The sequence below is a fragment of the Cylindrospermopsis raciborskii Cr2010 genome (assembly GCF_003367075.2).
GTDB classification, from domain to species: Bacteria; Cyanobacteriota; Cyanobacteriia; order Cyanobacteriales; family Nostocaceae; genus Raphidiopsis; species Raphidiopsis raciborskii.
Map to the genome: position 1 here is coordinate 24,668 of NZ_CP065936.1, position 13,057 is coordinate 37,724.

Annotated in this window: 10 protein-coding genes; 4 read left to right on the forward strand and 6 right to left on the reverse strand. The window is 40.8% G+C overall.

Annotated features, from left to right (window positions below):
* Nucleotides 1–4 precede the first annotated feature (4 nt).
* Nucleotides 5–1,456 (reverse strand): GTP-binding protein, encoded by a 1,452-nt coding sequence (locus C6N34_RS00105; protein WP_006276424.1) that lies wholly within the window; start codon nucleotides 1,454–1,456, stop codon nucleotides 5–7.
* A gap of 86 nt (nucleotides 1,457–1,542) precedes the next feature.
* Here C6N34_RS00105 and tpiA point away from each other — a divergent pair, with 86 nt between their 5' ends.
* Together tpiA and folP are read left to right on the forward strand one after the other, a co-directional pair.
* Nucleotides 1,543–2,268 carry a triose-phosphate isomerase gene (gene tpiA, locus C6N34_RS00110; protein ID WP_057178857.1) on the forward strand — a complete coding sequence of 242 codons (726 nt, stop codon included), beginning with the start codon at nucleotides 1,543–1,545 and terminating at the stop codon, nucleotides 2,266–2,268.
* 28 nt (nucleotides 2,269–2,296) lie between these two features.
* Nucleotides 2,297–3,145, forward strand: coding sequence for a dihydropteroate synthase (gene folP / locus C6N34_RS00115; protein WP_006276422.1), 849 nt, complete (start codon nucleotides 2,297–2,299; stop codon nucleotides 3,143–3,145).
* A 16-nt stretch (nucleotides 3,146–3,161) separates the two neighbouring features.
* On the opposite strand, the gene C6N34_RS00120 is transcribed toward folP, so the two are convergent.
* From C6N34_RS00120 to C6N34_RS00130, 3 genes are all read right to left on the reverse strand, one after another.
* Nucleotides 3,162–4,001 (reverse strand): SPFH domain-containing protein, encoded by an 840-nt coding sequence (locus C6N34_RS00120; protein ID WP_057178916.1) that lies wholly within the window; start codon nucleotides 3,999–4,001, stop codon nucleotides 3,162–3,164.
* 66 nt (nucleotides 4,002–4,067) lie between these two features.
* Nucleotides 4,068–4,928 carry an SWIM zinc finger family protein gene (locus tag C6N34_RS00125; protein WP_057178915.1) on the reverse strand — a complete coding sequence of 287 codons (861 nt, stop codon included), beginning with the start codon at nucleotides 4,926–4,928 and terminating at the stop codon, nucleotides 4,068–4,070.
* Between the two features lie 22 nt (nucleotides 4,929–4,950).
* On the reverse strand, nucleotides 4,951–8,196 hold the full coding sequence (locus C6N34_RS00130) for a DEAD/DEAH box helicase (RefSeq protein WP_115538944.1): 3,246 nt from the start codon (nucleotides 8,194–8,196) through the stop codon (nucleotides 4,951–4,953).
* A 159-nt stretch (nucleotides 8,197–8,355) separates the two neighbouring features.
* On the opposite strand from C6N34_RS00130, the gene C6N34_RS00135 reads away from it, so the two are divergent.
* Together C6N34_RS00135 and C6N34_RS00140 are read left to right on the forward strand one after the other, a co-directional pair.
* A complete protein-coding gene (locus tag C6N34_RS00135) occupies nucleotides 8,356–10,512 on the forward strand; it encodes a polyribonucleotide nucleotidyltransferase (protein WP_006276418.1) in 2,157 nt (718 codons plus the stop codon).
* Nucleotides 10,513–10,708: 196 nt separating this feature from the next.
* Nucleotides 10,709–10,975: a DUF3146 family protein gene (locus C6N34_RS00140; RefSeq protein ID WP_006276417.1), complete on the forward strand. Its 267-nt coding sequence runs from the start codon at nucleotides 10,709–10,711 to the stop codon at nucleotides 10,973–10,975.
* A gap of 38 nt (nucleotides 10,976–11,013) precedes the next feature.
* Here the strand turns inward: C6N34_RS00140 and C6N34_RS00145 are convergent, their stop codons facing one another.
* Complete coding sequence (locus C6N34_RS00145; RefSeq protein ID WP_057178855.1) at nucleotides 11,014–11,487, reverse strand: pre-16S rRNA-processing nuclease YqgF; 474 nt, start codon at nucleotides 11,485–11,487, stop codon at nucleotides 11,014–11,016.
* 2 nt (nucleotides 11,488–11,489) lie between these two features.
* On the reverse strand, nucleotides 11,490–12,980 hold the full coding sequence (locus C6N34_RS00150; protein WP_115538945.1) for a DUF3084 domain-containing protein: 1,491 nt from the start codon (nucleotides 12,978–12,980) through the stop codon (nucleotides 11,490–11,492).
* Between the last annotated feature and the right edge of the window lie 77 nt (nucleotides 12,981–13,057).

The window sequence follows — 13,057 nt, forward strand, 5'->3', positions numbered from 1 at the left end:
GCTATTATTCAACCTTTTTTCCTTGAATCTTGGACAAAAGCTCTTCTTTAATCCGATTCAAAATAGAGGTCTCATCCAAGTTAGATAATATGTTGGTTACTACTGCTTTGGGACCTTCTGGACCCCAGGTGGCCCCATTAGCTAGGTAGGCTTTAGTCACTTGCCCAATTCCGTAAGATGATACGCCTGCTACTCCTGCTTGAGTAATCGCTACGGATAGATAAGGTCCTAAAGTTATTCCAGCTGTGGCAGTTGCGGACAAACCTAATATGGTTTTCAGCCCACTTAAACCTAGGTTTGCCAGCAACTCGCTCACTCCAATTCCACCCATGCTCAAGGCGATTTTTTGTAGCAGTTTCACAGCGCCACTTTGGGTCATTTCAATGCCATAGAGCTTGGATAGACCTAAAATTATGGCTATGTCAATAGCTATACTACTGACAATATCAACTACAGTAACAGGATTGAGGGCGATCGCCAAAGCCTTAATCATTACCGCTTTCCAAATCAACTGATTAGCACTTTCTTCTCTAATGATTAACTTCCGCTTTACTATTTGTTCACTTACAGTATCAGCGTAGAGCATAGTGTTTAAAGCTACTAATGCTTTTCCTTCTCGTTGCAAGATCTCCAGAATTTTCAGCTTTAATTCTTCTACTTGGGCCTTCCCTGCTTCTAATCGTATAGTCCTAGCTCCATCAGCTTGAACTAGGGCAGTCTTAACTAGAGGTGAAGCAGCACACATGACTATTTCCTGGGGTGAAACTAATTCTTTAACCCTGTCATCCCGGATTTTTTCATAAATTGCTAGGCGGTCAGTTATGGGATACTGGTCAATTTTATTGAAAACTAAAATAATTGGTTTACCTACTGTTCTTAACTGGGAGAGAGCTACCTGTTCAATCTTAGTCATATCGCCAGCAATAACAAATAAAATTAAATCTGCTTGTTTTGCTACCTTTTGTGCCAAAGCAGCACGAGTTTCTCCATCAACTTCATCTAATCCTGGCGTATCTACTAAAACTACTTGGGATTGATCTGGGGAGAGAAAAGTAGCTTTGAACGTACCCATAGCTTCTTGGGAGATAGTCCAGTTAACTTTTTGTTCCGCACGGGTAACCCCATGTAAAGGCCCAGTTTCAAATATTGGCTGACCGACCAAAGCATTTAGAAGAGAAGACTTGCCTCTTCCTACCATGCCAAAGGCTGCTATTTGTACTACCATGTCTTCTAATTTTCCCAACATGGTTTCTAAATCCGCTATTTCACTTTCTAATCCAGACAGTTCCTGAGAGGTCAGGTCAAGACTGGTCACTAAAGTTTTCAAAGCTGTTTTAGCTTGTCCATAGTTCAGTTCCGCTTGAATATTTCCAAAACTGAAAATCGCCTCATCCAGTTCTGCATCAGAAGAGTTATTGTTTTCGGGTTGGGGTAATTTAGATGTGATATTTGTCATATTATTTATTTTTGCTCCAAGGGGTCACAAAAAGTAGTAGAGTTAGGAGTTGATCTGGTAGCGTTAGCATCTTAATAAAATCACCTGTGCGAAAAATAGTTATTGCTGGTAACTGGAAAATGTTCAAAACCCAGGCGGAATCAGAGGAATTCCTGCGCGGATTTCTGCCTGAATTAGAGGAAACACCTTCTATAAGAGAGGTTGTATTGTGTCCCCCCTTTACAAACTTAAATGTTATGTCCAAATATTTACACGGTAGTCGTGTGGGTTTGGGCGCGCAAAATGTCCACTGGTCAGAAAATGGAGCCTATACGGGTGAAATTGCCGCCCCCATGCTCTTGGAAATAGGTGTTCGCTATGTTATTATTGGGCATAGTGAAAGACGGCAATATTTTGGCGAAACCGATGAAACTGTTAACCTGCGCCTTAAAGCTGCCCAAAATTATGGGCTAACCCCAATTCTCTGTGTGGGTGAAACTAAACAACAACGAGATGCAGGGGAAACAGAAAAACTAATCTCTTACCAATTAAAACATGACTTGGTAGATGTAGACCAAACTAAACTGGTTATCGCATACGAGCCAATTTGGGCAATTGGTACGGGGGACACTTGTGAGTCCGCAGAAGCAAATCGGGTCATTGGATTAATTCGCTCTCAATTGACTAATGATAAGGTGCCAATTCAGTATGGTGGTTCTGTGAAACCCAATAATATTGATGAAATCATGGCACAATCGGAAATAGATGGTGTTCTCGTCGGTGGCGCCAGTTTGGAACCGGAAAGTTTTGCCAGAATTGTCAATTATCAATAGGTAAGGGGAGTAGGGGCCAAGGTCAATTATGGCAAATCTAGCAAATAAATTAGTTATTCGACAAAGCTGTTTTAACTGGGGGACAAAAACCTATATAATGGGGATTTTAAATGTCACCCCCGACAGTTTTAGTGATGGTGGCGAATTCAACACAATTGCTAGTGCTGTAGCTCAAGCTCGCGCCATGATAGCTGCTGGGGCTGATATTATTGACATTGGTGGGCAATCAACTAGACCAGGGTCACAACAAATCACCCTCGCGGAAGAAATGGAACGGGTACTGCCAGTAATAAAGGTAATTAGACCAGAAGTGACTATACCCATTTCTATAGACACCACCAGAGCTGCTGTGGCCCAAGCCGCTGTCCAATTGGGTGCTGATATGGTTAATGATATTTCTGGTGGAACCTATGATCCAGAAATGTTGTCAACCGTGGCCAATCTAGATGTGCCCATTGTGCTGATGCACATCCGAGGAACTCCCCAAACTATGCAAGAGTATGCTCAATACCAAGATGTGATAGGTGAGATTTATGATTTTTTGTCCCAGCAAGTAAATAGTGCAATTACCTTGGGGATCAAACGAGAAAAAATAATTATTGATCCCGGTATTGGTTTTGCCAAAAATCATCAACAAAATCTACAAGTTATTCGGGAACTGTCTAGGTTAAAAAGCCTTGAACTCCCCATTTTAGTCGGCCCATCGAGGAAAAGTTTTATCGGTCAAATTTTGAACCAACCCAATGCAAAGGATCGTGTATGGGGAACGGCCGCAGCTTGTTGTGCAGCCATTTTTCATGGTGCTGACATTCTCAGAGTTCATGATGTTAGTGCCATACGAGACGTGTCCCTTGTTGCTGATGCTATTTATAAGTAGGGCTAAGTAGGATTTGTCACTTTTTGCCATTACCGGGTCTCTTACCCTCATCTTCTGTTCCTGGTTGGGAAATTAACTCCTCAAACATCCCCGTGGAATTAGCTGGATCTACAAAGACAATTTTGGCGTTATTGCTTTCTCCCAACTTCTGACTAGCTTGGACATAATCCTGGGCTACAAGATACCGTAAAATATCTTTACTTTCGGGATGGGAACGCAGCGCCTCGGAAATAATTTCCATAGATGTTCTAGTTCCCTCAGCTTTTTTGATTGCTGCTTGTCTTTCTCCCTCTGCTGCAGAAATCACTGCTCGCTTTTTAATTTCTGCTGCACGTTCTTCTTCCATGGATTTTCTTACGCTTTCTGGCGGTGTAATTCTTTGGAAATCTAAGCGCATGATTTCTACCCCCCAGGTCTGGGAGGTCAAGTTTAACTGGTCTAGTAGGGTATTGTCTATGTTTGACCTAGCCATGTTAGTTTCTTCTAGGGTGTTCTGCGCTAGAATTTCTCGCACTGTGGTCACTGCTAAATTGTTAAGTGCATCTTGTAGATCATCAACAGCATAAAAACTTCTTTCTATATCCACAATACGCCAGTAAACTACCGCATCCACTTCTAGATAAATACCATCCTTGCTAATGACATTCTGGGGACTAATATCTAAAATCTGTTCTCTATTGGTGTCTTCCATGACGATTTGATCTAGTAAGGGAACTATAAAGTTAATTCCCGGTTTCAGTTTTCGATGATACCGCCCTAGACGTTCCACTAATGCTTCATTGCCTTGACTAACCAATTTGGTAGATCCAAAGGCATAGCCCATAAGGGCTAAAGCTATAGCAATAATTGGCTCCATATATGCTCCTAAGCTCTTGGAAAATTGAGTATAAAATGGCATCATATCATATAGTTAACAAAAAAGTTAACCCATATTCATTGCCAATAGGCAAGCTTTTTGACTAACATCTCGGTAAATATTTTGTAAGTGTTTCATGGTTGAGTCGCTACTAGAACCCAAGACGTGGACTGTATTCTCTTCATCTTTGGGTAGGGGAATATTTCCTAAAATATCCAATACCGTTTCTCCCATGTTGGGAGAAATTACCACCAGGGATGAGTCTAGTGGGTCATTATATTGCCAAAAATAATTTATTTGATTATCACTTATTTGATTAGGGGTTGGGTTTAGTTGGGGGGAATTTTCTCCTTGGTTATTTTTTCTATGGATAGGTAGGTTAACTAATTTTTTCTGACCCCTTAATTTTCTTAAATCTTGAATTATTCTTTCTCTACTTCTACCCCGTAATTCAAATAGTACAAAAGGATCTTCACTCAGGCGATCGCTCAATTGATAATAAACAGCTCCGATGTGTTTGCAAGGTACTGCTGGATCTGGACAGGAACATTGACTATGGACATCATTCAAGGTAAAGGGAAATAATGAAAGTCCATTACTGGTGAATACATCTTCAATATTTTGAGGCATTTCTCCTGCTAGTAACTTAGCTGCAAACAGGGATTTATGCGACATATTTTCAATCACATAGCTCCATTCCTCATCACTAAATATATCAAGGGACAAGGAAACTTGGTAGGGTTCAACTTCACTACCTTTCACCCGCGCTAGAACCTTGGATTTTTGAAATTCAATACTCAAAACGTTCCCTTGTCGAGAATAGTTTCTAGCTCTTTCTAACCGTTTTTTAAAACGATAGGAGTCCAATAGGTCTAACCATCTTTGGGACCACCATTCTCTGCTGATTTCTAAAGTTCTCTCTATCATACTTCCCTCTTTAAAACCTAAATTAATCTTCTTCGTCATCAACAATAGCGTTTCTATCCAGAAACAACAAATCACGTAATTGATCTGTATCCAGCTGGGTTAACCATTCTTCACCGGAACTAATTACTTGCTGTGCCAATTGTTTTTTGCTTTCAATCATGTCATGGATCTTTTCTTCTAGAGTTCCCCTACAGACAAACTTGTGGACTTGGACATTCTGAGTTTGTCCAATTCTAAAAGCTCGGTCAGTTGCTTGGTTTTCCACTGCAGGATTCCACCATCTATCGAAATGAAAAACATAGTTTGCCCTAGTTAGGTTTAAACCCACACCCCCAGCTTTTAAAGACAAAATCATAATTGGTGGACCTTGTGGATCCTGTTGAAATCTATCTACCATTTCTTCTCTCTGCTTTTTGCCAGTAGTTCCATATAAAAAGAAAATCTCCCTGTCTAGATGCTTTGCTAAATAGGGCTGCAATAATTTTCCCAACTCTGCAAATTGGGTAAATATCAAAGCCCTACTCTTTTCTGCTATGACTTCTTCTAGCATTTCTTGTAAACGCTGCAACTTAGCGGAACTATACTTTTCCAGGCTAGACTCATGGAGGTATTGGGCGGGGTGATTACAAATTTGTTTTAGTTTTACTAACAAAGATAAAATCATGCCGCGACGTTGTAAACCACTAGCTGACTGAATTTCGCTCAAAGATTTATCAACGGCATTCTGATACAATTCTGCTTGCTCCTTAGTTAAACCACAAAATACAGTCATTTCTTGCTTTTGTGGTAAATCTTGAATAATGGATTTATCCGATTTCAATCGTCGCAAAATAAAGGGTTGTACTAAGGAACGCAATTGATTTAAGGATGATACGTCACCATATTTTTCAATGGGTATAGCAAATCGTCTTTGAAAAAATTGTTTATTACCCAAATAACCAGGATTCAGAAAATCCAGAATAGACCATAATTCCTGTAATCGGTTTTCCACGGGTGTTCCAGTTAAAGCAATACGAAATTTGGCTTCTAATTTGCGCACCGACTGAGATTGTTTAGAATCATAATTTTTGATGTTTTGAGCTTCATCTAAAACAATAACTTGCCAATTAACAGTTTGCAATAACTTAAGATCCCGTTGCACCAAAGAATAACTAGTAATTACTAAATCCTGCTCCTTAGCACTCTCAGCAAACTTCTTACCTTTGGGACGTTTTTCACCATGAAATTCCAAAACCTTGAGTTGAGGGGCAAATTTTTTTATTTCCCTAGACCAGTTGCCCAAAACAGAAGTAGGACATAGGAGAAGACCGGGATTTTGTAAGGCATTTTTTTCTTGCAGATGTAGAAAAAAAACCAGAAACTGTACAGATTTTCCCAGTCCCATATCATCAGCTAAACAAGCACCCAAACCCCATCTTTCTAAAAAGGCTAACCAAGCAGCTCCTCTTTGTTGATAAGGTCGAAGCTGACCTTGAAAATTTTTGGGTAGGGGTAAAGGTTGAATATCTTGGTTATCATTTAAGGTGGTAACTAAATCTTGTAATGCACCAGAAGCATCAAAACTAACAACTGGTAATTTTTCAATTACCTGGGTGTCACCTCTACTAATTCTTATGGCTTCTTCTAAGGACAAAGATAAATCCTGTTTACGAGCAGCAAAAAAGTTTTGGGCAGTTTTAATGTCCTGTTCTCGCAGTTCTACCCATTCACCGTTAATTTCTACCAAGGGACTATTTAAAGCCACTAATCGGTCAAATTCATCTGGAGAAATGGTCTGACCACCAATTGCCAATTGCCATTGGAATTTTAATAAACTTTTTAAACCTAAATTCTGTTGTTTATTGTGTGGTGTTTCGGCGATAATTTGCAAACCTAAACGATTTGCCCAACCTTCACGATTAGCTAAGCTGGGAGGCAAAATTACCCCTAACCCATTATCCTCTAATCTCCCACTGACAGATTTAATAAACTGATATGCTTCCATAGGTTGAAGATAACAGCATTCCGGGAATTCTGTCTCTAAACTACTGGTAATCCCAGGATATAATCGGGAGGCTAAACCCAAACCCCGCAATAAAGTCTCTTGGGGTTTACTGACCTGGCGATTTTCATACACCAATGTTTCCACTGGATTCTCCCATATGGTTTTGGCATCAATGAGAAATTGGTCATCATCAGTAGCTTGCAAAAAATAACCTAAACGCCAATCTGTTGTCCCTGTGGGTGGATGCAGTTGTAAACAAGTTCTAAAAGCTACTTTTTCTGTTAATTGGTGTTGTAAGGGCAATTGCCAAGATTTTAGGGTCTCTTTTAATCTCTCTAGGTCTATGGCATCCCCACACATTGGAGATGATCTATTCTTCAAACTGATCAAAGACTGGAACCATGGTTGCACTAATGATGGCAAGGACATGATTGACCGACTATCCAAAATGGATTGCTCATCTAGCATAAGACGAATTTGTACATCTATGATGCTATTGAGAAATCCCAAAATTAACTCCTGCGGTTCCCTAGGTAGATCCGTAAAGAACAAGTGGTCAACATAATTTGCATTATGGGAATCAAGCTGTTGATAATTACAACATGCCGGGGGAATATTAGCAGCAAATTTTTCTAATCTGGTTGTATCTATAGCACTATCTAAGAGTACGTGCCACCGAGCAAATTGAGAACCGTCTTCATTTATTTCTATAGTGGGTAAAAATTTACAGCGAGCTATTAAATCTAAAGACCATCTTGCTATATGGGACCAAAATCTCAGGTCTCCCGCCAAAAAACTATCTGCACTATTAGTGGAATTTAATGGTAAATTACACAGCACTTTAATAGCCACATCAGGTTCTAAGGAAAAACCCTCTATTCGCCAGGGTTGTAAATAGGTTTGGTGATCACTATTTCTATCATTATTCTCTACTAATATACTTGGGGAATATATGGGGCAAATAATTGGGGATCTTCCTATAAAATTAGTCGGTACAGCGAGCACTTGTGAATCAACTTTAGCTTGATTTATTTTATTCCTACTTACTTTAGTTATAGCAGAATTAGAAGTGAAAATACAGTCATAGATTCGCCCATGATAGCTTTTCAGCCACGTACCCAACTCCAGGGATGACATGGCTAAAGGATGGTAAGGTAAGGATGTCAAACTAATAGACTCCATTGGTATTTGAGATTCGCTTCGCCAAGTTTCTGCCCAGAGGAACAATACTGGATCAAAATTACTTTTTGTTTTATTCAACCAAGCACCGTGTAGAATTGACATATTTTTTCACAAATTCCCAAGTACAAACTAAAAAGTCGCCAGATCCCCCCCCTTTACCTTGTCTGAAACTAATATATCCAAAACCAAGTCGTCTACATTATATAAGTGTTAGGATTGCCACAGAGCGAGAATAGAGTGCATAGAAGGAAAAGAAACTGAATGGCAGAAATTGATAAGTCAATATCCTTTGATGGACGGGATATTCGACTGAAGGTCGGATTGTTAGCCCCTCAAGCAGGTGGTTCGGTGTTGATAGAATCGGGAGACACTGCCGTTTTGGTGACGGCCACAAGATCAGAAGCCAGAGAGGGCGTTGATTTTCTTCCCCTAACAGTAGATTATGAAGAAAGACTGTACGCTGCTGGAAGAATACCCGGTGGTATTATGCGCCGCGAGGGTCGGCCACCAGAAAGGGCTATTTTAACTAGTCGTTTGATTGACCGCCCATTGCGTCCCCTGTTCCCCTCCTGGTTAAGAGATGACCTGCAAATTATTGCTTTGACCCTCTCTATGGATGAGCTGGTGCCACCCGATGTGTTGGCTGTAACCGGAGCTTCTATCGCTACTCTGATTGCCCAAATTCCTTTTTATGGACCAATGGCAGCAGTACGTGTGGGTTTAGTTGGGGATGATTTTATTATTAACCCTACCTACGCCGAAATAGAAGCTGGTGATTTGGATTTGGTGGTTGCTGGCTCCCCCGATGGGGTAATTATGGTGGAAGCAGGAGCAAATCAGTTACCTGAACGGGATATTATTGAGGCCATTGACTTTGGTTATGAAGCAGTTAGGGATTTAATTCAAGCACAACGAGATTTAATTGCTGAACTCGGTTTGACTATTGTTCACCAAGAACCCCCAATACCCGATCAAAGTCTGGAAAACTATATCCGCGATCGCGCTAGTGAGGAAATTAAAAAAATACTCGCTCAGTTTGAATTGACTAAAACTGAACGCGATGCTGCTCTGGATGTAGTTAAAAGTGCGATCGCATCTAGTATTGAGTCTCTGGGGGAGGAAGATCCTATTCGCATAGCTGCAACAGCTAATGGTCAAGTACTGGAGAACACTTTTAAAGACATTACTAAGTACTTCATGCGTCGTCAAATTGTTGAAGACAATGTGCGAGTGGACGGTCGTAAGTTAGATGAAGTGCGTCCTGTTTCATCCCAAGTAGGAGTCCTACCTCGTCGTGTTCATGGTAGTGGATTATTTAATCGTGGATTAACTCAAGTATTATCAGCTTGCACCCTTGGCACGCCAGGAGATGCCCAAAGTTTAAGTGATGATTTACAAGTAGATCAGTCCAAACGTTACTTACATCATTACAATTTCCCTCCTTTCTCCGTAGGTGAAACTAAACCCTTGCGGGCCCCTGGAAGACGGGAAATAGGGCATGGAGCTTTAGCAGAAAGGGCAATTTTGCCTGTGCTTCCTACCAAAGAGCAATTCCCCTACGTCATTAGGGTGGTCTCGGAAGTTCTTTCTTCCAATGGCTCTACCTCTATGGGATCAGTTTGTGGATCTACCCTAGCTCTCATGGATGCAGGTGTTCCCATTACCAAACCTGTCAGCGGTGCTGCTATGGGTTTGATTAAGGAAGGATCGGAAGTACGGGTACTAACTGATATTCAAGGTATTGAAGACTTTTTAGGCGATATGGACTTTAAAGTGGCCGGTACTGATACGGGCATCACGGCACTACAAATGGACATGAAAATCTCTGGATTGTCTCTAGATGTAATTAAACAAGCCGTGGAGCAAGCCAGGGATGCTCGGTTGCACATTTTGGAGAAGATGTTGCAAACTATAGACAAACCACGAACTGAAACTTCACCTTTTGCACCACGACTAGTCACAATTAAAATTGATCCTGATATGATTGGTTTAGTCATCGGTCCAGGCGGTAAGACCATCAAGGGTATTACGGAAGAGACGGGTGCTAAAATCGACATTGAAGATAGTGGTATTGTGACCATTTCCGCCATAGATGAAGGTAGAGCCAAACGAGCAAAAAGTATAATTCAGGGCATGACCCGCAAGCTCCACGAGGGAGATGTATATGTGGGTCGTGTGACAAGGATTATACCAATTGGGGCCTTTGTGGAATTTTTACCTGGTAAGGAGGGCATGATCCATATTTCCCAGCTGGCCGATTATCGTGTAGGTAAGGTGGAAGATGAAGTAGCTGTTGGTGAGGAGGTAATTGTCAAGGTTCGTGAAATTGATAGCAAGGGGAGAATTAACCTGACACGATTGGGCATTCATCCAGATCAGGCAGCTGCTGCACGAGAAGCCGCAGCAACAAATCGCTAGTTGTATCTAGCTTTGTCCAGAAGGTTTAGTGAAGAAGCGTTCTGGCTCACCCCCGGTGGCTAGGGCTATAGGATTTTAGATTGTAGATTAAGTATAATAAATCACAAATCTAAAATCCGTGATACCTGGGTAATGGGATATTCTCCAGTGATTGTATAATTTTCTTACTCGAAGGAAAATTTACACTTGTTATTCCATGGTCAGCGCTAAACGTTTACCAGAAACTACTGCCCACGTGAGAATCACCCGTCAATCCTGGCAACATGGCTTTCTGGAAGGTGATGTCAGTGCTGGCAATTTTGAATGGCATTTTGAATGGTATTTTCTCCGGGGAGAACTTTCCATTCAACCCTCTCGGGGAAGGGCCTTGATTAGGGATCCCCTGGGACGCTTTTTAGAAAAACAAGATTATCAATTGGAACCAGGAGGAGATTATACTTTTACTATTCGGGCCGAAATATGAACTATAGCCACTACAAGAGGTTGACAAATACTAAAACACTACTGGTCACAAATGGGATGACTAGTAGAGTTTTTGTGGCAAATCCCCAGTTCTTCAAGATAGCGTTCAATTAGGAGAATTGCTACAATATCATCTATAGCCCGTGGTGGTTGACGTAAACCTTTGGGTACGAGATTTGTTAATCCTCTGGGAGGAAACATCTGCCAATAACGGTCTCTTGCAGCTAAGGTAGTGTAACGTTCATCTACTAAGATAATATCCAAACTGGGGTTTAATTCCTGCTCCAGTTGCTGTTTCCAAGTTTTAGCTGTGGTTTGATTTCCCATCACAATTCTGGAAATGGAAAAAGTTGCCCTGAAATCAGAAATATGGGCGATCACCTGTTTAGCTGGCACAACTTCATGATGGTAAAGTTTACGGTCTATTCCCATCACTGCTACACCACATTTGTCACGTCCAGGGTCAAAGCCTAAAATTGTGCACTGTGTTTTTATACCATTTATATTATTCATTTTTAAGTGCTAAAAACAATTTTTCCATTGGATATTGCCACCAGTTTAACTCTTAAAGGACCTGCAGTATAGATATTTTCTGCAGCAACTGCTTTTACTTCCAAAGCTTGTTGAGACTGCTCCAGTTCAGAAAAAAATCGTAAAAAAGTGCCATCTATCTCTATTCTCTCCACAATGCCAGCATTTCGGGCACGGAACTGGGAAGCAGAAATTACTAGATCTAGCCTTTGACGCAGTTGATATGATGTCATACTTTTCATATCCGCAGAGGTTGTAGCCAATACCTGACCAGCAGAAAATACCAGTTGATTGGGCATAGCATCGGCAAAAAATTCTATTTGTTTTTCCCCTCTTACGTAGTTACCAGCAGAAAAAATTCTCACTACATATTCCCTACCATCCTGAATTTGTTTAGTCAGTTGTTCCACCCTTTCTTCACTTATACGTAGTAAGTCTGTGTTATTTTGGTTGGTTCCTGGTTCATTTAATTGAATGCTGGCGTTATTATTAGCTTCCTGAAATATTTGGGTAATGACCTGATTGGCAACGCTAGGTTTATTCACACTAACTACAGCAGATGCTATGACCTGACCACGAACCAAAGCTAATTTACCCAAACGTAGGTCGCGATAAGACTGATAATATTTTTCCAATCTTGCTACCTCTTGTTCTAAATACTGCTGCTGTTTTTCTAGCTCCCCTAGTTGCACTTCTCTACTAGCAATAATTTGTTCTCGTTTCCTAATTTCTAAATTGCGATTTTGAATTAGCCTATCCAAACCAGCAATTTTTCGATCTCGCTGTGCAATAATTGCTTTGCGGTTGAACAATTCTCGATCTCGTTTGGTAACTGCATTTTTAGCCTCATCAATAGCTTGTTGAGCTTGAGCATATAACTGCTGACGTTCACTTCTTAATTCTCCCACTGCCAATCGTAAGGCTTGGCGTTGTTGGTATAAATTTTCCAGTTCACCCAGGGCCTGTCTATACTGAACCACAACCTTACCTAGTTTGCTCTGGGTTCCCCGGAGTTGAGTTTGAGTTTTAATCTGTTTTGTAGTAGTAATGTCAAGTTTAGCTTGTGTAGCTTTTTGTTTACTATTTGCTTCTTGTAAAGACTTATTTGTTTCTATAAGCTGGTTTTTAGCTTCTTCTTGAGCTTTTCTAGCTGCAATTAGTCTATTCTCTATATTAATCTTCTGAGCTTCAGCAGTTTTTAATTGTTCCCGTTTATTTCTGAGATCTTTTTGAATATCTTCTAACTCAAATACACCCTTTCTCAAACCCTCGTCGGCGGCAAATAAAATGGCCAAGGTGGTGGCGGAAATCACACTACCCGTAAAGATAGTGACAATAACCGCCGTTTTCTTGGGACGTAAATTAAACAGAGATAAACGTGCTTTACCTACTTTGGTACCAATGCGATCGCCGAGGGTGGCAATCACACCGCCCAAAATTAAAATTGCTGCTATGAGGATGTACCCAGTGGCCATCTTAATCCTACCGCCAAAAAAGCTTCCATATACACTTTACTACTTTTAACCATGGTCTGTGGAGAAAAAGAATTGGA

Coding starts and splice junctions, on each gene's coding strand:
- C6N34_RS00140 (WP_006276417.1), top strand. CDS start 10,709: ATGGTCAGCGCTAAACGTTTACCAGAAACTACTGCCCACGTGAGAATC.
- C6N34_RS00150 (WP_115538945.1), bottom strand. CDS start 12,980: ATGGCCACTGGGTACATCCTCATAGCAGCAATTTTAATTTTGGGCGGT.
- C6N34_RS00145 (WP_057178855.1), bottom strand. CDS start 11,487: ATGAATAATATAAATGGTATAAAAACACAGTGCACAATTTTAGGCTTT.
- folP (WP_006276422.1), top strand. CDS start 2,297: ATGGCAAATCTAGCAAATAAATTAGTTATTCGACAAAGCTGTTTTAAC.
- C6N34_RS00105 (WP_006276424.1), bottom strand. CDS start 1,456: ATGACAAATATCACATCTAAATTACCCCAACCCGAAAACAATAACTCT.
- C6N34_RS00130 (WP_115538944.1), bottom strand. CDS start 8,196: ATGTCAATTCTACACGGTGCTTGGTTGAATAAAACAAAAAGTAATTTT.
- C6N34_RS00135 (WP_006276418.1), top strand. CDS start 8,356: ATGGCAGAAATTGATAAGTCAATATCCTTTGATGGACGGGATATTCGA.
- C6N34_RS00120 (WP_057178916.1), bottom strand. CDS start 4,001: ATGGAGCCAATTATTGCTATAGCTTTAGCCCTTATGGGCTATGCCTTT.
- C6N34_RS00125 (WP_057178915.1), bottom strand. CDS start 4,928: ATGATAGAGAGAACTTTAGAAATCAGCAGAGAATGGTGGTCCCAAAGA.